At 26.9% G+C, this 20,332-nt stretch carries 21 protein-coding genes and 4 tRNA genes; 19 read left to right on the top strand and 6 right to left on the bottom strand.

Annotated elements, in window-relative coordinates; translation table 11 throughout:
* The first annotated feature begins 4 nt into the window (after positions 1-4).
* Both tgt and ABXT56_RS03220 read left to right on the top strand, forming a co-directional pair.
* Complete coding sequence (gene tgt / locus ABXT56_RS03225) at positions 5-1,117, top strand: tRNA guanosine(34) transglycosylase Tgt (RefSeq protein WP_415301224.1); 1,113 nt, start codon at positions 5-7, stop codon at positions 1,115-1,117.
* Positions 1,118-1,318: 201 nt separating this feature from the next.
* Positions 1,319-1,394: transfer RNA gene (locus ABXT56_RS03220), tRNA-Lys, on the top strand.
* 6 nt (positions 1,395-1,400) lie between these two features.
* Here ABXT56_RS03220 and ABXT56_RS03215 read toward each other — a convergent pair.
* On the bottom strand, positions 1,401-2,228 hold the full coding sequence (locus ABXT56_RS03215) for a M48 family metallopeptidase (protein WP_415301222.1): 828 nt from the start codon (positions 2,226-2,228) through the stop codon (positions 1,401-1,403).
* Between the two features lie 123 nt (positions 2,229-2,351).
* Between ABXT56_RS03215 and ABXT56_RS03210 the strand changes: the two genes are divergently transcribed.
* Positions 2,352-2,966 carry a DUF502 domain-containing protein gene (locus ABXT56_RS03210; RefSeq protein WP_415301220.1) on the top strand — a complete coding sequence of 205 codons (615 nt, stop codon included), beginning with the start codon at positions 2,352-2,354 and terminating at the stop codon, positions 2,964-2,966.
* On the opposite strand, the gene ABXT56_RS03205 is transcribed toward ABXT56_RS03210, so the two are convergent.
* On the bottom strand, positions 2,963-4,909 hold the full coding sequence (locus tag ABXT56_RS03205; RefSeq protein WP_415301374.1) for an ATP-dependent DNA helicase RecG: 1,947 nt from the start codon (positions 4,907-4,909) through the stop codon (positions 2,963-2,965). The two genes, ABXT56_RS03210 and ABXT56_RS03205, sit on opposite strands and share 4 nt — an antisense overlap.
* A gap of 128 nt (positions 4,910-5,037) precedes the next feature.
* Between ABXT56_RS03205 and ABXT56_RS03200 the strand changes: the two genes are divergently transcribed.
* Positions 5,038-5,301, top strand: a complete 264-nt coding sequence (locus tag ABXT56_RS03200) for a succinate dehydrogenase assembly factor 2 (protein ID WP_415301217.1) — start codon at positions 5,038-5,040, stop codon at positions 5,299-5,301.
* A gap of 3 nt (positions 5,302-5,304) precedes the next feature.
* Here the strand turns inward: ABXT56_RS03200 and ABXT56_RS03195 are convergent.
* Positions 5,305-5,394, bottom strand: a tRNA-Ser gene (locus tag ABXT56_RS03195).
* Positions 5,395-5,487: 93 nt separating this feature from the next.
* Between ABXT56_RS03195 and rarD the strand changes: the two genes are divergently transcribed.
* The 9 genes from rarD to ABXT56_RS03150 are packed head-to-tail and all read left to right on the top strand — an operon-like array spanning position 5,488 to position 13,858.
* Complete coding sequence (rarD, locus tag ABXT56_RS03190; protein WP_415301206.1) at positions 5,488-6,369, top strand: EamA family transporter RarD; 882 nt, start codon at positions 5,488-5,490, stop codon at positions 6,367-6,369.
* Positions 6,356-7,354, top strand: a complete 999-nt coding sequence (locus tag ABXT56_RS03185; protein WP_415301204.1) for a lytic murein transglycosylase — start codon at positions 6,356-6,358, stop codon at positions 7,352-7,354. Before rarD ends, ABXT56_RS03185 begins: the two co-directional genes overlap by 14 nt.
* Positions 7,344-8,102, top strand: coding sequence for a hypothetical protein (locus tag ABXT56_RS03180; protein ID WP_415301202.1), 759 nt, complete (start codon positions 7,344-7,346; stop codon positions 8,100-8,102). Before ABXT56_RS03185 ends, ABXT56_RS03180 begins: the two co-directional genes overlap by 11 nt.
* Entirely contained in the window at positions 8,095-9,246 is a 1,152-nt protein-coding gene (locus ABXT56_RS03175) for a D-alanyl-D-alanine carboxypeptidase family protein (RefSeq protein ID WP_415301200.1), read from the top strand. Before ABXT56_RS03180 ends, ABXT56_RS03175 begins: the two co-directional genes overlap by 8 nt.
* Positions 9,239-9,850 (top strand): dTMP kinase, encoded by a 612-nt coding sequence (tmk, locus tag ABXT56_RS03170; protein ID WP_415301198.1) that lies wholly within the window; start codon positions 9,239-9,241, stop codon positions 9,848-9,850. The genes ABXT56_RS03175 and tmk overlap by 8 nt, the downstream gene beginning before the upstream one ends.
* 4 nt (positions 9,851-9,854) lie before the next feature.
* Positions 9,855-10,787 carry an AAA family ATPase gene (locus ABXT56_RS03165; RefSeq protein ID WP_415301196.1) on the top strand — a complete coding sequence of 311 codons (933 nt, stop codon included), beginning with the start codon at positions 9,855-9,857 and terminating at the stop codon, positions 10,785-10,787.
* Positions 10,787-12,328 (top strand): methionine--tRNA ligase, encoded by a 1,542-nt coding sequence (metG, locus tag ABXT56_RS03160; protein ID WP_415301194.1) that lies wholly within the window; start codon positions 10,787-10,789, stop codon positions 12,326-12,328. The genes ABXT56_RS03165 and metG overlap by 1 nt, the downstream gene beginning before the upstream one ends.
* Positions 12,321-13,085 carry a TatD family hydrolase gene (locus ABXT56_RS03155; protein ID WP_415301192.1) on the top strand — a complete coding sequence of 255 codons (765 nt, stop codon included), beginning with the start codon at positions 12,321-12,323 and terminating at the stop codon, positions 13,083-13,085. The genes metG and ABXT56_RS03155 overlap by 8 nt, the downstream gene beginning before the upstream one ends.
* Positions 13,085-13,858 carry an MBL fold metallo-hydrolase gene (locus tag ABXT56_RS03150; RefSeq protein WP_415301190.1) on the top strand — a complete coding sequence of 258 codons (774 nt, stop codon included), beginning with the start codon at positions 13,085-13,087 and terminating at the stop codon, positions 13,856-13,858. Before ABXT56_RS03155 ends, ABXT56_RS03150 begins: the two co-directional genes overlap by 1 nt.
* Here ABXT56_RS03150 and ABXT56_RS03145 read toward each other — a convergent pair.
* The 3 genes from ABXT56_RS03145 to ABXT56_RS03135 are packed head-to-tail and all read right to left on the bottom strand — an operon-like array spanning position 13,853 to position 16,106.
* The gene (locus ABXT56_RS03145; protein ID WP_415301188.1) at positions 13,853-14,407 is read right to left on the bottom strand and encodes a glutathione peroxidase; all 555 of its coding nucleotides are present in this window, start codon (positions 14,405-14,407) and stop codon (positions 13,853-13,855) included. The genes ABXT56_RS03150 and ABXT56_RS03145 overlap by 6 nt on opposite strands.
* Positions 14,408-14,410: 3 nt before the next feature.
* Positions 14,411-15,583: a Na+/H+ antiporter NhaA gene (gene nhaA / locus ABXT56_RS03140; protein WP_415301186.1), complete on the bottom strand. Its 1,173-nt coding sequence runs from the start codon at positions 15,581-15,583 to the stop codon at positions 14,411-14,413.
* A 4-nt stretch (positions 15,584-15,587) separates the two neighbouring features.
* Positions 15,588-16,106, bottom strand: coding sequence for a zinc-ribbon domain-containing protein (locus ABXT56_RS03135; RefSeq protein ID WP_415301185.1), 519 nt, complete (start codon positions 16,104-16,106; stop codon positions 15,588-15,590).
* Positions 16,107-16,199: 93 nt separating this feature from the next.
* Here ABXT56_RS03135 and ABXT56_RS03130 point away from each other — a divergent pair.
* From ABXT56_RS03130 to ABXT56_RS03105, 6 genes are all read left to right on the top strand, one after another.
* Positions 16,200-16,276: transfer RNA gene (locus ABXT56_RS03130), tRNA-Pro, on the top strand.
* A gap of 4 nt (positions 16,277-16,280) precedes the next feature.
* Entirely contained in the window at positions 16,281-16,562 is a 282-nt protein-coding gene (locus tag ABXT56_RS03125; RefSeq protein ID WP_415301183.1) for an ETC complex I subunit, read from the top strand.
* A gap of 3 nt (positions 16,563-16,565) precedes the next feature.
* Positions 16,566-17,558, top strand: a complete 993-nt coding sequence (locus ABXT56_RS03120) for a putative transporter (RefSeq protein ID WP_415301181.1) — start codon at positions 16,566-16,568, stop codon at positions 17,556-17,558.
* Positions 17,558-18,505, top strand: a complete 948-nt coding sequence (gene glpX, locus ABXT56_RS03115) for a class II fructose-bisphosphatase (RefSeq protein ID WP_415301179.1) — start codon at positions 17,558-17,560, stop codon at positions 18,503-18,505. The genes ABXT56_RS03120 and glpX overlap by 1 nt, the downstream gene beginning before the upstream one ends.
* Positions 18,502-20,196 (top strand): single-stranded-DNA-specific exonuclease RecJ, encoded by a 1,695-nt coding sequence (recJ, locus tag ABXT56_RS03110; protein ID WP_415301177.1) that lies wholly within the window; start codon positions 18,502-18,504, stop codon positions 20,194-20,196. Before glpX ends, recJ begins: the two co-directional genes overlap by 4 nt.
* Before the next feature lie 50 nt (positions 20,197-20,246).
* Positions 20,247-20,321: transfer RNA gene (locus ABXT56_RS03105), tRNA-Glu, on the top strand.
* The last annotated feature ends 11 nt before the right edge of the window (positions 20,322-20,332 follow it).

The raw sequence follows: 20,332 nt of genomic DNA, 5'->3' as shown, positions 1-20,332 counted from the left end.
ATATATGGCATTAAAAAATTTTAAATTTAATGTCATTGAAAAAAATAACTTTGCAAGAACTGGAGTAATTGAAACTCACAGAGGAAATATTCAAACTCCAGCTTTCATGCCTGTTGGCACCCAAGCGACAGTTAAAGCATGCTTAATAGATGACATTATTAAAACAGGCTCTGAAATAATATTATCTAATACATATCATTTAATGATTAGACCTGGTGTTGATAGAATAATATCTGCGGGTGGTCTTCATAAGTTCATGAATTGTAAACTTCCAATACTTACAAACTCAGGTGGATTTCAAGTTATGTCTCTTTCAAAATTAAACAAAATAGATAGAGAAAAGGGAGCAATTTTTAACTCACATGTTGATGGTAAAAAATTTATATTAAGCCCTGAAGAAAGTATAAGGATACAGAAGGGTTTAGATTCTGATATAGTAATGATTATGGATGAATGTCCAAAAAAAACCACAGATTATAATCTTATTAAAAAATCAATGGAATTATCGATATATTGGGCAGAAAGATCAAAAACGGCTTTTGGTATAAATCCTCACAAAGGATTATTTGGAATAGTACAAGGCGGTTTATTTAAAGACTTAAGAATTAAATCACTTAATGCCTTAACAAAAATTAATTTTGAAGGCTATGCCATTGGAGGATTAGCTGTAGGTGAAACACAAAAAGAAATGTTTAAAGTTTTAGATGATATTAAAGATGTTATGCCTGTAAATAAACCCAGATATCTAATGGGTGTTGGCACTCCTACAGATATACTAGGTGCTGTAAAGAGAGGTGTTGATATGTTTGATTGTGTAATGCCTACAAGATCTGGCAGAACAGGCTTGGCGTTTACTTGGAAGGGACGCTTGAATATTAAAAATAATAAATATAAAAATGATAATACACCATTAGATAGTAATTGTTCAAATTTAAGCCTAAATAAGTATTCAAAAAACTATTTAAACCATCTTTTTAATACAAATGAGATATTAGGTTCAACTTTACTTACTCTTCATAATGTTAATTTTTATCAAGAATTAATGTCCTCCATTAGAAAAAATATCAATAAGGGAACATTTAATAAATTCCATGACGAATACATTGATAAGTTGTAATTTAAATATTTGCATTTATCCATATTTTGGAATAAATAATTGGTTTTGGTAATAAAAATTATTAAAAGTTTGTATATTTTTTTATTGTTTAAATTTTTAAGTGTAAAGAAATTTAAAAATTTTAAAGAAGACTTCACCAAAAGTTTTTTTTTAGAATTAAATAAAAAGAAACATTTATCTCAACTTTATTAATTTATATGTGGGCCCTTAGCTCAGTTGGTAGAGCAATTCCCTTTTAAGGAATGGGTCGATGGTTCGAGTCCATCAGGGCTCACCAAACACTTTAACCAATTGTTATTGGTGGATAATCTATAATTATCTGAGTTTCCCACTCTCTTAAATTTTTGATTCTTGTGTCTGAGGATGGGTGAGTACTCATAAATTCTGAAATTTCTTTACCTTTTTTTGAAGCTTTCATTCTTTCCCAAAGTTTTTTTGTCTCTCTTATGTCATAACCAGATAAAGATGAAAAAATCATACCTAAATAGTCAGCTTCACTTTCCTGGGTTCTACTAAAAGGATTCATTAACCCGATCTGAGATAAAAGGCCAACAGTGTTCATTCCTGTAACTCTATTAACTTGAGACAGTTTTCCACCAGAAAAAATATCAATTAACTGAGTTCCTGTATTTAACAATACACTACGACTGGCTCTTTCTACTGAATGTTTTGCTACAGCATGTGCTATTTCATGTCCCATAACAGCAGCTAGTCCGTCTTTATTTTTAGTAACATCCAATATGCCTGTGTAGACAGCAATTTTACCACCTGGCATGCACCAAGCATTTTTAACTTTCTTGTCATCTATAAGTATATACTCCCAATCAAAACCAACTGTCGGATCATCAATTCCTGATTTTGAAAAATATTCAGATATAGAGTCCTCCATACGTTTACCAATTTCTTTAATATCATTGAGTGTTTTTTTATCATCACTCATTTTTTCTTTAACTTTTATTTTTTTATAAATCTCAGCAGCTTGAGCATTTAGTTTATTTTCAGGAATTATTTTTAATTGTTTTCTATCAGTAATAGGAGCTGTAGAGCATCCATTTACTATAACACCACAACAACCACAGCCTATGTAATTTAGAAATTTTCTTCTATTCATTTTAATAAAATTTTGATAATTATATGACATAAACATATATGAATTTAAACAATAAAATTTTAATAGTTCTTTTTATTATAGCTGTTTTATTTGTTGTTTATTCTAGTTATCACTAAATAATTTATGGCTAATAAAAAAAAAAAATCAGTTGCCTTGAAATTAAGAAACTACTTTGTGACAGGTGTTATAGTATTAATACCAATAGGATTTACACTTTATTTAAGTAAATTCTTGATTAATTTTTCAACAAGATTAGTTCCTTCAGGGTTAAATCCAAATACATATCTAACGTACGCTATACCAGGTATAGAAATTATTTTAACAATAATTTTTATAACAGTAGTTGGTGGGCTCTCTCTATCTTTTTTAGGTAAAAAATTTCTGCAAATTATTGATGATCTTTTTAAAAGGATACCTATCTTAAGAACTATTTATTCTGCCATTGGTCAAATGACTGACTCTTTTAGAAATCAAGAGGGCAATAAAAAAAGTGTTGTTTTGGTTGAATATCCGAGAAAAGATGCGTGGGCTGTTGGTTTTGCAACTAAGGAAAACAGTGGTGAAATCAAATCCAAAACAAATAAAAATCTAATTAATGTTTTTGTACCAACAACACCTAATCCTACAAGTGGTTTTCTATTAATGATACCAAAAGAGGATTTAATATATTTAGATATGTCTTTTGAAGAAGCGTCAAAATTTATAGTTTCAGCAGGAACATCTAAGCCAAAAAACTAAACCATATCATTAATTATATCTGCTTGATCATATAATTTCAGTAATGCTTTATATTTTTTAATATCAATATTTTCTAATTCTATTTTTTTAATTTGTTTTTCTGCCATTAAAAATAAATCTTCGTTTTGAATAGGATCAGCTAATCTAAAATTTTTTAAACCACTTTGTTTAAAGCCAAGTAAATCTCCAAAACCTCTTAGTTTCATATCTTCTTCTGAAATTTCAAAACCATCATTTGAGTTTTTTAAAATATTAATTCTTTTTTTAGCATTAACGCTTAAATTAGATTTAAACATTAATATACAACTAGCTTGTTTTGTCCCGCGTCCAACTCTACCTCTTAATTGATGTAACTGTGATAATCCAAATTTATTAGCATTTTCTATTATGATTACGTTAGCATTAGGAAAATCAATACCAACTTCTATAATTGTTGTTGAAACTAAAATTGAATACTTTTTATCTAAAAATTTATTCAATATTTCTTCTTTCTCTTTATTATCAATTTTTCCATGAAGTAATGCAACTTTATTTGGAAAAATTTCATTCAAAAATTTGTATTTAGTAACTGATGATTGATGATCTAATTTTTTAGATTCCTCAATTAAGGGACATACCCAAAAAATTTGATTTCCTTCTTTAATTTCTTTTTTAACAAAATTAATAATATCTTCCATTTTACTTTCTAGTTTACTGTAAGTTTTAACTTCTTTTCTATTACTTGGTTTTTCCCTAATAATAGAAACATCCATATCACCATAAACAGACATAGTTAGGGTTCTTGGAATTGGTGTTGCTGACATTAAAAGAATATCACAATTATCACCACCTTTGTCAGATAAAAGCTTTCGTTGTCTTACACCAAATTTATGTTGTTCATCAATTATAATATAGCCAAGGTTTGAAAAAATTATTTTTTTTTGAAAGATTGCATGGGTACCAAAAACCATCTGAATTTTATCATCTTCTAATTCCTTCACAATTCTCTTTTTCTCAATATTTTCACTTTTACCAGAAAGCAATTCAATTTTGATATTATGAGGAAATAATTTTTTTGCTAAAGTATAATGTTGTCTCGCTAATATTTCAGTAGGGGCCATTAAGGCAACTTGATATCCTGAACTAATAACATTTAAAGAAGAAATTAAAGCAACAATAGTTTTGCCACTTCCTACATCTCCCTGTAAAAGTCTAAACATTTTACTTTTAGAGCTTAAGTCTTTATCAATATCATTTAATGATTTTTTTTGATCATTAGTTAGTGTAAAATTTAATTTATTAATAATGTTATTGTGAGCTTTTTTAGTAAATTTTTTGGAAGCTTTTTTAATTTTTTTTATTTTTTTTCTAATTTCAGAGTTAACTAAAAATGATGCAAGTATTTCATCATAAGCAAGTCTTTTATAAAAATGAGATTTATAATTTTCAATATTTTTTGGATCATGTAATTTTATTATAGAGTCATTCCAACTTTCATTATTGAAAATTTTTAATATTTCTTTATCGTGCCACTCCATTAAAATGGGTAAGTTTTTTAAAATTTGATTAATAATTTTGTTATAATTTTTTTCAGTAATTCCTTCAGTTAATGAATATTTGTTATCAACATTCTCTATTAATGAACTGTCTTGAGAAATATATGTAGGATTTGTTATTTGATATCGTCCTCTATAATTACTTACTTTTCCACTTATTGTTACTTCTTTACTCAAAGGTAAAATCTTTCTCACATAACCTTCGTGACTATTAAAAAATATACAATCAATTTTTCCAGTTTCATCAATACAATTAACTCTATTTGGTAAGTTTCTAATTCTTGGAAATTGGTATTTAAGTGGAACAATTCTGATAGTTTGAATCATACCTATTTGAAGATCACAAATTTTACTCACTAATGTTCTATCTGTGTATGATTTGGGTAATCTCCATAGTAAGTCAAAAATATTATTTATCTTTTTTTCTTCAAAATTTCCATGGTTTTTTTTCCAACACCATTTAATTTTGTTAGATCTGCTAATAAATAATCATAATTATTCTTATTTTTCATGTTAAATACAATATATAAATATTTATGATCATTAATATAAAGGATTTAAAAAATAAAATAATTTATCGAGCCAATTATAGGGGTACAAAAGAAATGGATAAATTACTAGGTACATTTACCCAAATATATATTAATCAATTAACAGATGACGAGTTACCACTTTTATGTGATTTATTAGATTTAGATGATGAAAATCTTTATAAATTAAATCAGGGTATGGATTTAACAATTGAAATTAAAATCAATAAAGTTACAAAATTATTTCAAAACTATGTTTATGACGCGTAGTAATGGCGGAGAGACTGAGATTCGAACTCAGGAAAGAGTTGCCCCTTTGCCGGTTTTCAAGACCGGTGCATTCAACCACTCTGCCATCTCTCCGTTAGCAACGTTTTATAATCAAATTTTATTAATTCAACAATAAAATAGAGAATAGGCTTAATTAATGGATTATAAGTTCAATATTTTATATCAATGAAAAATAATGACTTTCATAAAGGCATAACATTAACTGCAATAGGTTCATTTTGGTGGGGTGTTATAGGTGTTTTTTATTTTGAATATATATCATTTGTTGGACATGTGGAGGTCGTATTACACAGATGTATTTGGACTACTTTTTTTTTGTTAATTACAACGTCTTTTTTTATGAAATGGCACATATTTTTAATTACCTTAAAGAATTTTAAAGTTTTAATTACTCTTTTTTTTTCAGGTTTATTAATATTTATAAATTGGGCTATTTGGATTTATGCTGTAGCAAATAATCAAATTATTGATGCAAGTTTTGGATATTTCATCATGCCAATTTTAAGTGTTTTGTTAGGGAATATTTTTTTTAAAGAGATATTAAATAAAAAAAGAAAAATTTCTATAATTTTAGTTATAATTTCAATAATCTTTTTGCTATTTGTAAGTTTTAAATCAATACCCTGGGTTGGTCTAGTTGTTGCATTAAGTTGGGGATTTTATAATTTATTAAGAAAAAAAATTAATATTGATACTGATGTAGGTCTTTTAATTGAGAGTCTGTTTATTTTACCATTTGCTTTAATTGGTTTTTATTTAATTGTACAAGAAGGATTAAATGATTTTACTTTTTCGAATCCACCCATGATGCTTTTATTGATATTAGCTGGTCCAATGACTGTAATACCATTATTTCTATATGTAAGGGGAGTTGAACTATGTGGGTTGGGCCCAACTGGCATGATATTCTATATAACCCCAACATTTCAATTTATATTAGGATTTTTTTATTATAATGAGCCTTTTTCAATCACAAAGTTAGTAAGTTTCATTTTAATCTGGATTGCTGTATTTATTTATTTAAAAGATTTATATGAAAATAATTAAAAAATTTATAATATTATTTTTATTTTTTAATACAAATATATTGTATGCAAATAATGTTTCATTTAATGACTGGTTAAAAAATTTCAAAATATATGCCTTAAAGAATAATATTTCAGAGCAGACATTTGATATGACCATGTCCAATGTAGTTTTTTTACCTAAGGTTATTAAATATGATCGTTTTCAACCTGAATTTTATGAAGATACAAAAACTTATATATTCAAAAGAACGTCTAATCTTAAAATTAAGCAAGGTATCAAATTATATAAATCAAATGAAAGTTTTATTAAAATAATTGATAAAGAATTTTCTGTAGAAAAAAATTTATTGCTAGCGTTGATGGGTATAGAGACAAATTTTGGAACTTATGTAGGTAAAATGGATATTTTATCATCTTTAGCAACATTAAGTTTTGATAAAAGAAGATCAGAATTTTTTACTAAAGAACTTATAACTATACTTCAATTAGTCGAGTCACAAAAAATTGATCATAATATTTTATATGGTTCATGGGCTGGGGCTTTCGGATATTTTCAGTTTATGCCATCTACAATTGAGAAATATGCTATTGATTATGATAACAATGAAATAATTGAACTAAAATCAATTAAAGATTCTTTTGCATCTGCTGCCAATTATATAAATAAAATAGGATGGAAAAAAAACCAACCTTGTTTCATTAAAGTTAGTTTAAAAAAAAATGTACCAAGAAAATTACTAAATACATCTGCAAAAAAATTACATAATAAAAAAAAGTTTAGTTATTTAAAAAAATATATAAAAAATAGTAATAATATTTCTATAAATAATGATTTAATTTCCTCCATCATTACACCTGATAAAGACATAATACCAAATTCAGAAAGTTTAGAACCAGCTTATGTAGTCTTTGAAAATTATGAAAAAATTTTACAATGGAACAGATCATTAAGATTTGGATTAGCAGTTTGTACTTTGAAGGATAAGTTTGAAAATGTTTTATAAAAATATTTTTTTTTTACTTATTTTTTTAATAATAACAAATTGCACTACGGGTAACCTTACAAACAATAAACCAAGTGTTTCAATTATTAAGGGTTATACAAACAAGGGTTTTGCACTTGTTTATAATGAAAATCTTTTTAAAAAAAAGATAATAAATAAAAAAATAGAAGAACGTAGTTTAATGATATTTCAAAAAAATTTGAAAAGCCAAACACAAGTTAAAATTACCAATATTTTAAATGGCAAATCAATATTAGCAACTGTTGGAAAAAATTCTAAATATCCTGCATTTAATAATTCTGTAATATCTCCAAGAATTGCTTTGGAATTAGAATTAAATCTCAATCAACCTTATGTTGAAATTTTAGAAATACTTGAAAATTCAATTTTCATTGCAGGTAAGGCAAAAACGTTTGAAGAAGAAAAGAGTGTTGCTGTAAAAGCACCAGTTAATGTTATTAATATTAACGATTTAAATAAATCTAAAAAAAAAGATAAAAAAGAAAATACTATTAATTTTTCTTATACGGTAAAAATTGCAGATTTTTACTTTAAAGATACAGCTTCAATGATGTTAAATAGAATCAAATTAGAGAGTTCAATTAAAAATCCTAAAATTCAAAAAATTAATGATAAAAAATATAGAGTATACTTGGGTCCTTTTGATAACATTTATTCTCTACAAAAATCATATAATGATATAAGCATACTTCAATTTGAAAACATTGAAATTATAAAAAATGATTAAAACAAAATTTTTAACAATTCTATTAAGTTTAATATTAACTTTAAATTCTAATGCAGCATTTGATATAAAAGCAAGAACAGTAATATTACAAGATTATCATTCAGGTGAGATTTTGTATGAGAAAGATCCGGATAAATCAATATACCCAGCTTCAATGACCAAGATAATGACTGCTATTATTACTTTTGATTTAATAAGAAATGGTGATTTAAGTCTTAGTGAAAAATTTATTGTTTCGGAAAATGCATGGAGATTATCATCTGCTGGTTACTCTTCAATGTTTATAATGGTTGGTGATGAAGTAAGTGTAGAAAATTTATTAAAGGGGATAATTATAGCCTCAGGTAATGACGCTTGTGTTGCATTAGCAGAAGGTATTGCTGGTACTGAAGAAGAATTTGCGATTATGATGACGGCGAAAGCTAAAGAATTAGGAATGGTAAATACTAATTTTGCCAATTCTTCAGGGATAAACCATACTGAAAATACTTCAACTGTAAGAGATATTATGATTATGTCCAATTATCTCATTAAAGAATTTCCTGATGAATATAAGTATTTTGCTGAAAAAGAATTTACATGGGATAGAACTGGTGGAGATCCAATTACTCAAGGTAACAGAAATCCACTTTTATATAAAAATCTAGGTGCGGATGGTATTAAGACAGGTTACTTAGCTGTTGAAAAATATTCATTAGCATCATCTTTAGACAGAAATGGAAGAAGGTTAATAGCTGTAGGGAGTGGATTTAATACAAAAAATGATAGATCACGTGAAAGTGCCAAACTTTTAACTTGGGGATTAACTAATTTTGATTTAATTGAAATTGCAAAAGCTAATAAACCTTTTGAAGAGATTGATGTTTGGCTAGGAAAAAAGGATACTGTAAAAACTTATCTTAAAGAAGATATTTATAAAACTATTCCTAAAGCTAGAAAAAAATTACTAAAGGTAACAATAAATTACAATGGCCCAATAGAAGCGCCAATAAAAAAAGATGATATTTTAGGAAAAATAAAAATTTCTTACAAAGGAGAAATCATCAATGAATATAACTTATTATCTTATGAAGATATTAAAAAATTAAATATTTTTTCAAGATTAATGAAATCTATTAATTTTTTGATCTGGGGTGATGTCTAAAAAACCAATAATAGTATTTGAAGGTATAGAGGGTACTGGTAAATCTCACCACATAAAAAAAGTTGCAAATTACTTAATACATAAAAAAATTAGATTTATTCAAATTAGAGAACCCGGTGGTAGTCCAAATTCAGAAAAAATAAGAAATCTTATTCTAGATAACAAATCTACATTTAATAAAGAAACTGATTTATTACTTTATCTTTCTGCACGGAGTGAAAATATAGAAATTATAAGACAAAATGCTGGTAAAAAAATCATACTGATAGATAGATTTTCAGACTCAACAATTGCTTACCAGCATTATGGAATGGGCGTAAACCTAAAATTTATACAAAATATTAACAATCATCTTTTGAGAAATATTAAAATTGATTTTACCTTTTTAAATACAGTTAATTTATCAAATATGAAAAAAAGACTTGGACTAAGAAAAAAGCTTAACAGATACGATAAATTTGATAGTAAATTTTATGAAAAAGTACAAAATGGTTTTATAAAAATATTAAAAAAAAATCCCAAAAAATATATTAGAATAAATTCAAATCTAGATATAGATCTTAATGAAAATATAATATTAAATAAAATTAACAACTTAATTTAGATTTATGAATTTAAAACCATCAGAAAATACTAGGATTTATGGTATGAAAAATTTCTTCAACGAGTTAGTTGGCCTATATGAACAAAAAAAAATGCCTAATAGAATTTTACTATCTGGGAAAAAAGGATTAGGAAAATCAACGCTAGCCTATCATTTAATCAACTATATTTTATCTCAAAATGAGGAGTACAAATATAATTTAGAAAATTTTAGCATCAATAAAGATAATAGATCCTATAAACTTTTACAAAATAACTCACATCCTAATTTCTATTTAATAGATCTTTTAACTGAAAAAAAAAGTATTGATGTAGGTCAAATACGTGAAATGATTAATTACACAAATAAATCGACATTTAATAATATGGTAAGATTTATTTTAATAGATAATGTTGAAAATCTAAATAAGAATTCTGTTAATGCACTACTTAAGATTATTGAAGAGCCAAATGATAATGTTTTTTTTATCTTAATAAACAATAGTGAAAAAGATATACTGCCGACTCTTAAATCACGATGTTTAACATTTAAAATTAATTTAACATTTAATGAGTCTTTGAATATCTCAAACTTAATACTTAAAAAAAATGTACTTGAATTTGTAAATTATGACTTATTAAGTTATTATAATTCTCCTGGTGATACCATTAATTTATTTAATTTTGCCGAAGAAAAATCAATTAATTTAAAGGATCATACTATTTCAAGTTTTATAGATTTAATAATAGAAAATAATTACTATAAGAAAAATAAACCTATTAAAGTTTTATTAATTAATTTAATTGAGTTATTCTTTTTAAAAAAATACGTGATAACAGATACAAAGATTTCATTAGTTAATTTTTATCATAAATTTATAAAAAAGATTTATTATACAGAAAAATTTAATCTGGATGAGGAAAGTTTGTTTTTAGAATTTAAATCAAAGTTTTTATAATGGATAAAAATTATTATATTACGACTCCAATTTACTACCCTTCAGCGAAACCGCATATGGGTCATGCATATTCTAGTATTACTGCTGATTTTTTTGCCAGATTTAAGCGTATAGATGGTTTTGATGTTCATTTTTTAACAGGTACTGATGAGCACGGTTTAAAAATACAAAGAGCAGCAGAACAAAGAAATATTGATCCCCAGACTTTTTGTGATGAAATTAGTCAAACATTTAGAAATCTTTCAAAAACATTGAATTTATCTAATACTGATTTTATTAGAACTACTGAAGAGAGACACAAAAAAACAGTTCAACATTTATGGAATGAACTTGAAAAAAATGATGATATCTATTTATCAAAATATTCGGGCTGGTATTCTGTTTCTGACGAAGCTTTCTATAGTGATGAAGAGATTACTAAAAAAGAAAACATCAAGATAGCAACTGCATCTGGTTCACCTGTTGAATGGATAGAGGAAGAGTCTTATTTTTTTAGGCTGTCTAAATGGCAAGATGAATTAATAAATTATTATGAAAAAAATCCTGACTTCATTTCACCAAAATCTAGAAAAAATGAAGTAATTAGCTTTGTAAAAGGTGGTTTAAAAGACCTCTCTATAAGTCGTAAAGCATTCTCTTGGGGAATCAAGGTTCCTAACAGTTCAGATCATGTAATTTATGTTTGGCTCGATGCTCTAACTAATTATATAAGTGCTTTAAACTATCCAAATACAGATGATGCTCTGTTCAAAAAATTTTGGCCTGCATCTGTACATTTAATAGGTAAGGATATATTGAGGTTTCACTCTGTATATTGGCCTGCATTTTTAATGGCTGCGAAAATACCTTTACCTAAGAAAGTTTATGGTCATGGCTGGATTTTATCTGGTGATGAAAAGATGTCAAAATCTAAAGGCAATATTCTTGACCCCTTAGACATTATTGAAATTTATGGTCTTGATCCCTTAAGATATTATTTAATTAAAGAAGTCTCATTTGGTAATGATGGTAACATTTCACAAGATAAGTTGGAGGATTGTATCAATAGTGATTTAGCCAATAATTATGGAAATTTATGTCAAAGAGTTACTGCATTTGCTGAGAAACATTGCTCGTCATCGATACCAAATAATAAAAGATTTAATGATGAAGATTTAGTGATGCTAAATAGATTTACTGATAATTTGACGACAATACGTACTGAAATTGATAATCAAAATATTAATTATTACATTAATTTTATTATTAGTGCTTTATTTGAGGCAAATAAATATTTTAATGATCAGGAACCTTGGAAAAAAAAAGACGATAAAGATAGATTAAATACAATTGTCTATACATCTTTAGAAATGATTAGAAAAATTTCATTCATGCTTTATCCAATAATCCCAAGTTCAATAGAAAAAGCCTTAAAAATTTTTAATCTAAATCTAGATGCAATTAATTTTGAATCTATTGCAAAACATGACTATCTTGTATCTGGACAACCTATTAACAAAATAGATATTTTATTTAAGAAGATTGAAAAAAAAGATGATTGATTCTCATTGTCACTTAGATCATGAACCTTTACTTGAGAATTTAAGTGATGTTATAAAAAGATCTAAAGAAGTTGGTATCTCAAAACTATTAACAATATGTACTACGTTAGAAAGTTTTGATAGGATTAGAAATATTATTAAACTAGATCCAATGATTTATGGAACTTTTGGTATTCACCCCCATGAGACCAAGGAAAGTCTTTTGGTTGATAAAAATTATATAATTAATCAAATAAATCAAAATGAACGAATTATTGGTATAGGTGAAACAGGCTTAGATTTTTTCTATAATCATAGTAATAAAGAAAGACAAATTAATAGTTTTAAAGCTCATATAGAGGCCTCTATAGATCTTAATAAACCTATTATCATACATTCTAGAAATGCCGAGGACGAAACATATAAAATCTTAAAATCATATAAATCAGAAAAATTAAAAATTTTAATGCATTGTTTTACTGGTTCTTTAAATTTTGCAAATCAATTACTTAGATTGGATGCATTTTTTTCAGCAAGTGGAATAATTACTTTTAAAAATAGTTTAGATCTTCAGGAAACTTTTAAAAATATTCCTTTAGATAAACTACTTGTTGAAACAGATAGCCCATTTTTAGCTCCCATACCCATGAGAGGGAAAAAAAATGAACCATGTTTTATCAAATATACTCTGAAAAAATTATCTATTTTAAAAGAAAAGACCGATCAAGAAATGTCCGATATAACTACTGTGAATTTTAATAAACTTTTTAATCTATAATGTCTATGAAGTTTGTCATTTTGGGTTGTGGTAGCTCAATGGGTGTACCTAGAGCAGATGGATATTCTGGTAATTGTGATTTAAAAAATAAAAAAAATTTTAGAACAAGATGTTCTGCTTTAATTAAATTTAACGATCAAAATATCTTAATAGATACATCTCCAGATTTAAGGTCACAACTTCTAAAAAATAAAATTAAATCTATTAGTAAAGTTTTTTATACACATCTACACGCAGATCAAACACATGGTATTAATGACCTTCGTCCATTTTTTTTAATAAACAAGAAACAAATTTCAGTTTATGCAGACTTAAATACTAAGAAATATTTACTTTCAACTTTTAAATATTGTTTTAAATCTTCTTTTGGTTATCCATCTATTTTAAATATTAATAGTCTTAAAAAAGAGCATCAATTTACAAATGAAAATAAAAGAATTAAAATTGAATCAATACCTGTTCAGCATGGTAAAATTAAAAGTATATGCTATCTAATTAATAATAAATTAGCCTATGCAAGTGATATTAGTTTATTTTTTAAGAAAGATTACAAAAAATTAAAAAATTTAGAATACTTAATTATTGACTGTCTATGGTACCGTAATCACTCAGCACATTTTAATTTAGATCAAGTTTTGGAATTAGTTAAAATCTTAACTCCTAGAAAAACTGTATTAACAAATATGCATAGTGATTTAGATTATACAAAAGTTAAAAAAAAATTACCTAAAAATATTATTCCTGGCTATGATGGTATGACTATTAGCTTATAGAATCAAATCTAATTGTTTTGTTATTTTATCAGACATTGGTGTAATAAAAGAATTAAACGTATTTTGTATTTTTCCTTCTTTATTAATTAAAATTTTATGAAAATTCCACTTAGGAACAGTTGAGTTACCATAATTTTTTTTTGCCCATTTATATAGCTCATGAGCATCTTCACCTTTAACGTTCGTTTTGTCAGTTATTGGAAATGTTATATTAAAATTGGTTTCACAAAAATCCTTAATTTCGGAATTAGACCCTGGCTCTTGTCCGCCAAACTGATTTGACGGAACACCAATTACATAGAAATTTTTGTTTTTATACTTCTCATAAAGGTTTTGAAGGCCTGTATATTGTTTGGTGAAACCACATTTACTAGCAACATTTACTAAAAGTACAGTTTTTCCTTTGTATTGATTTAAATCAATTGTTTCATTATTAATACTCTTTATAGAGTGATCAAAAAATAGCTTTTCGTATTTAGCATCAACTTTTTCAAAAAATGTAAGCATAGATATAATAAGTAAGATTAGTAAATTATTTTTATAAAGCATAAATTATTTTTTAATGGCATATAATAATATAAAATATCCAAATAACGTAGAAAGTAAAGAGCCTACAAGAACACCAATTTTCACACCGTCTATATACTGAATATTTTCAGCAAATGCTAAGTTTCCTACAAACAAACTCATTGTAAAGCCAACACCTGTTAATATTGAAACTCCGTATAGACTTATCCAGTTAGATTTGTCTGGCATTTGTGCCACACCAAATTTAACAGCAAAAAAAGAAATAAGCATAACTCCAACTTGTTTACCCACAAACAACCCTAAAAGAATACCTAACGGAACAGGCTCAAATAAAGATGATAATGACAATCCTTCTAAAGACACACCTGCATTAGCGAATGCAAATATAGGCATTATCATAAAAGCAACATAAGGACTTATTGCATGCTCAAGTTTAATTAATAAAGAGAAATCTTTGTCTTTAATTCTATGAGGAATTGTTGTTGCTAAAAGAACACCTGCTATTGTTGCATGAATTCCAGATTTATATGTGAAGAACCACATGAAGGTACCTATTATCAAATAGGGAATAAACTTTTTAATACCAAATTTATTTAATGTAAGTAATAAAATATATGAGATTAAGATTAAACTTAAATAACTTATGCTTAAATCACCAGAATAGAAAAAAGCGATAATCAATATCGCACCAAGGTCATCAATAATAGCAAGGGCCGTTAAAAAGATTTTTAAAGAAATTGGAACTCTAGAACCAAGTAAAGATAAAATTCCTAGTGAAAACGCTATGTCCGTAGCCGATGGTATTGCCCAGCCATTCAATGTTTCAGAATTCCCAAAGTTTATAAAAACATAGACTAGGGCAGGGACTACCATTCCCCCAACTGCACCAATAATCGGAAGTAACGCTTTTTTTAAGTTAGAAAGTTCACCTTGAATAAATTCTCGTTTAATCTCTAATGTTACAAAGAAAAAAAAAATTGCCATCAATAAATCATTAATCCAGTGATGTACGGAAAGTTTTAAACCAAAATCATTAATACCCACAAACAGGTATTGGTTTAATGTATCAAAATATAAATTACTAAAACTAGAATTGCTTATTATTAGAGCGATTATTGCAGCTATTAGCAAAACTAAACCACTTGCTGCTTCTAGTTGAAAGAACCATTTAAAAGGTTTTGATAAAGTTTTAATCATAAAATCAAATTAAATCTTTTAAAAATAATTTAATATCATTAATTGTTTCATATAAACTGTAAAGTATAAACTCTATATTAGGTACAATTTTACTAATAGGATTTTGGAAAGTATCCAAAGTAATAATTAGTGCTATAAACGATATTATAAAAACCATAATTAATCCTAGTATATTGTAACTTTTTTTATCTTTTAGAGTTTCATTTTTGAGGTTAATTTCTGGCTTATCACCTTCGATTTTAGCAATAATAGGAGTGCTAGATTTTATTTCACTAGTTTCATTATCCAAAAGCTCTATGTTTTCAGAGTTTTCAATTTTTTTATATCTAAGCCCTTCTATAATTGGTTCAATTTTTTCAATAGGCTTGTTAACCTTAACTGATGCAGCGGGCTCATTTATAATTTCTTTTTCATAAAACCATTTATAGTTACAGCTGCTACATTGAAGCAACCTTCCTTTTTCAGGTATGAGTTTTGAGTCAATATCGAATTTTTTATTACAGTTATTACATGAAATGATCATTATTCATCTATATCAGATTCTTTAAAAAAACACTTACTTTTGATGTTCTTTATTGTTTGAAATTACCTGTATCTAATGTATTAGTACGTCAATCGGGGCGTAGCGCAGCCTGGTAGCGCATCTGGTTTGGGACCAGAGGGTCGCAGGTTCAAATCCTGCCGCCCCGACCATTTTATGAAAAAAGCTATTATTTATATACCAACAAAAAACTCAATGCAGTCAGGTTTGGGTAAATCTGACAAGTGGGTAATAAAGTTTGAGGTTGAAAATACTGGGATCAATCCTTTAATGGGTTGGGAAACTAGCTCTAATACTCTATCAGAATTGAATTTAGAATTTTCAACTAAAGAGCTTGCAATTGAATATGCAAAAAAAAATAAAATTGATTTTGAAATTATAGAACCTCAAAAAAGAAAAACTATAAAAAAAACATACGCAGATAACTTTCTTAAATAAAAAATGTTTAAATTTTTTACACAAAAAAAGTGGCAATTATGGGCTTGGTTAGGTTCGTCTGTGATTCTCTTATCACTATGGCTTCAAGTAAAAATTGATGTAAAGATTAATGAATGGTTTGGTCAATTCTATGACATGATTCAAAAAGCTCTTGCTTCTCCAAATGCTATAACGATAAATGAATATTGGGCTAGTTTAGCTTCCTTTATTACGTTAGCTGGTATGTATATTGCACTTTATGTTGCAATAAGTTTTCTTACAGCTCACTTCCTATTTAGATGGAGAACTGCCATGGTAGAATGGTATCACTCAGTTTATGATAAAGCGCGAAAAATAGAGGGTGCATCACAAAGAGTTCAAGAAGATACAATTAAGTTTACACGTATTATGGAGTCACTAGGAACAAGTTTTATAGAGTCAGTAATGGTTCTAATACAGTTTGTACCTATACTATTAGGATTATCAATTGGTATACCTATTTTCTTTTTTGGAGATTGGCAATATGGATTGATTACAGGAGCATTGCTTTGGACATTGGGTGGCACTGCTTTCTTAATAGGGCTTGGTTGGATATTACGTTTAGTTGGGGTAGAGTATGATCTTCAAAAAAAAGAAGCTGCTTATAGAAAAATATTAGTAGTAGCTGAAGATGACGACAATATCAGACCTAAAAGTATAAATGAGTTATTTGATGATGTGCGTTCAATCCATTTTTTAAGCTATATCCGTTATTTATATTTTAATATTGGTCGTATGGCTTATTTACAGGCAAATGTATTATCAGCTTATGTTTTTTTAGCACCAGCCATTGTAGCTGGTGTTGTAACGTTAGGCGTTATGCAGCAAATAATTAGAGCTTTCGGTAGAGTTGAGGGTTCAATGCAATACTTATTAAAAGCATGGCCTACTATAATAGAACTAGCGAGTGTTTATAAACGTTTAAGAGAATTTGAAAACGTTATAAATTCAACCAGTTCTATGGATGAAAAAATTTAATGGCTATTGATAAAAGATTTATTAATCAAATTATTAAGGTTTCATCAAAAGCTGCATTAGCGTCATCATTCTTGGTTGGAAAAAAAGATAAAATAGCTGCAGATCAAGCAGCCGTTGATGCAATGAGATCTGAACTAAATAAAATAGATATGAACGGCAAAGTAGTTATTGGAGAAGGTTCTTTAGATAAAGCCCCAATGTTATATACAGGTGAATTACTTGGAAATAAAAATGGTGATAGTTTTGATATTGCTGTTGACCCATTAGAAGGAACTAATTTTGCAGCAAATAATTTACCAGGAGCTATATCAGTTATAGCTATTGCTGAAAAAGGAAACCTATTTAATGCTCCAGAAACATATATGGACAAAATTGCAACATGCAACGTCGAGAAAGGATTAATTGACTTAGACAACCCATTAAAAAAAAATATATCAAATTTAGCAGATTTTATGAAAAAAGATATTTCATCTATAACAGCATGTATTTTGGATAGACCAAGGCACAAAAAGATAATCGATGAATTAAAAGAATTAAAAGTAAAACTTAAGTTAATAACTGATGGAGATGTATTGGGTGCTCTTTATGTATCGAATCCCAAATATAATGTTGATATTTTTTTAGGTATAGGTGGTGGTCCAGAAGGAGTTTTAGCTGCAGCAGCATTAGATTCTTATAATTGTCATTTTCAAGGGAGGTTTATATTTGATAATGATAAAGATATAAATGATGCGAAACAAATGGGTATAAAAGATCTTAACAAGAAATATGAAATAAATGAAATAGTAAAAGGGGACTCTATATTTTGTGCAACAGGTATAACAACTAGTGATTTTTTATCTGGTGTAGAAATTATTGATAACAATTATACATCTGAAACTTTAGTTACACATAAAAATTCAAATTTTAAAGAAATTATTAAAAAAACTGATCCTATTATAGAATGATTTCTGTTTCTGGTAAGAATTGGATAGAAAAAAAAAATAATAAAAACTTGATAGAAAAATTAAAACAAGATTATAATTTTACTCATATTCTATCGAGCTTACTCGTCTCTAGAAGATTTGATCAAACAGAATTAAGTAGCATAGATAATAGCTTAAAACTTAATAATGTTTTTTTAGAAAATAATGATTTTGACAAAGCAAAAAATCTTGTTGTTAAATCTATTATTAATAAAGAAAAAATCTGTATTTTGGGAGACTATGATGTTGATGGATCTGCCGCTACTTCATTATTAATAAGATTTTTTGAAAGCATTAAACAACCGTTCTTCTACTATATACCAGACAGAGAAAAAGATGGTTACGGTGCTACTAAAAAATTATTCCAAAAACTAATCTTAAAAAAGCCACTTTTAATGATAATGGTAGATTGTGGCTCCACATCTAATGATGCAATAAATTTTTTAAATGAAAATAACATTAAATCTTTAATTATTGATCATCATGAAATTAATAAACCATTCCCAAAAGCTAACGTTATAATTAATCCAAAAAAAGATAATGGATACATTGAGTATGATTACTTATGCGCTACAACTTTAACATATTTTTTTTTAGATATATTATTGTTAAGAATTAAAAGTAAGATTATAATAACAAACTATTTAATTTACGTTTTGTTAGCAACTGTTTGTGATGTGATGCCACTAAGAAAATTAAATAGATTAATAGCATTAAATGCACTTCAAAAATTTGATATTAGTAACAACGCAGTTTTTAGTGAATTATTCAATTTAGATAATAAAAAAAGTAAGCTCACCATAAACGATTTAGGTTTTTTAATAGGCCCAATAATAAATGCAGGTGGTAGATTAGGTAAATCCAGCTATGCTTCAGAATTACTATCTTCTGATAATTTAGAAATTATAAAACATAGATCAGCTCAATTAGTTATGTTAAATAATAAACGGAAAAAAATTGAGAAAATTATCTTTGATGAAATTGATTTTAAAAAAATAGAAAATGAAAATAAAAATGTTATTATTTATTACAATCCAAATATTAATGAAGGATTAATAGGAATTATTGCTGCAAGGCTAAAAGATCATTTTAATAGGCCCGCCATAGTAATAACTACTTCAAATAAATTACTAAAGGGGTCTGCAAGATCTGTATTTAATTATAATATAGGTCGAGCAATCAAGAATTTATTTGATCAAAAAATAATTATAAATGGTGGTGGGCACAATGCAGCAGCTGGTTTGAGTCTGCATAAAGCTAAACTTAAAAGATTTAAAGATTTTATTGAAAAAGATTTTTTAAATTCAGGAGCTATTATAGAAAATATTTTTTTATATGATGCTGTAGTATCTTCATTAGCATTTAATGAATATTTTTACAATGATTTAAAAAAATTGGAACCTTTTGGAACTGGTAATCCTTCACCAACATTTCTCTTTGAAGATTTAAAAATAATTAAAATTAACATTTTGTCTAAAAAACATATTTCTTTAATCCTTAAATCTAAAACGGGTTTTTCAATTAAAGCTATATCGTTTAATTCAGTAAATAATAAAATTGGTCAATATTTAATGAACTACAAAAAAACCATAAATGTATTAGGTCAAATCAATGAAAACATTTGGAATAACAAAAAAACACTCCAATTAACTATTAGAGATGTTGTCACGTAAGTTAATTAGACTTGATAAATAATGACTTTTAAAATAAAAGACCTCTTAATGGTCCCTTCGTCTATCGGTTAGGACAGCTGGTTTTCATCCTGCAAAGGGGGGTTCGATTCCCCCAGGGACCGCCAAAATTATGTAT

The organism is Candidatus Pelagibacter sp. Uisw_134_02, from assembly GCF_047720265.1.
Lineage (GTDB): Bacteria > Pseudomonadota > Alphaproteobacteria > Pelagibacterales > Pelagibacteraceae > Pelagibacter.
This window is presented reverse-complemented; position numbering and strand designations above follow the sequence as displayed.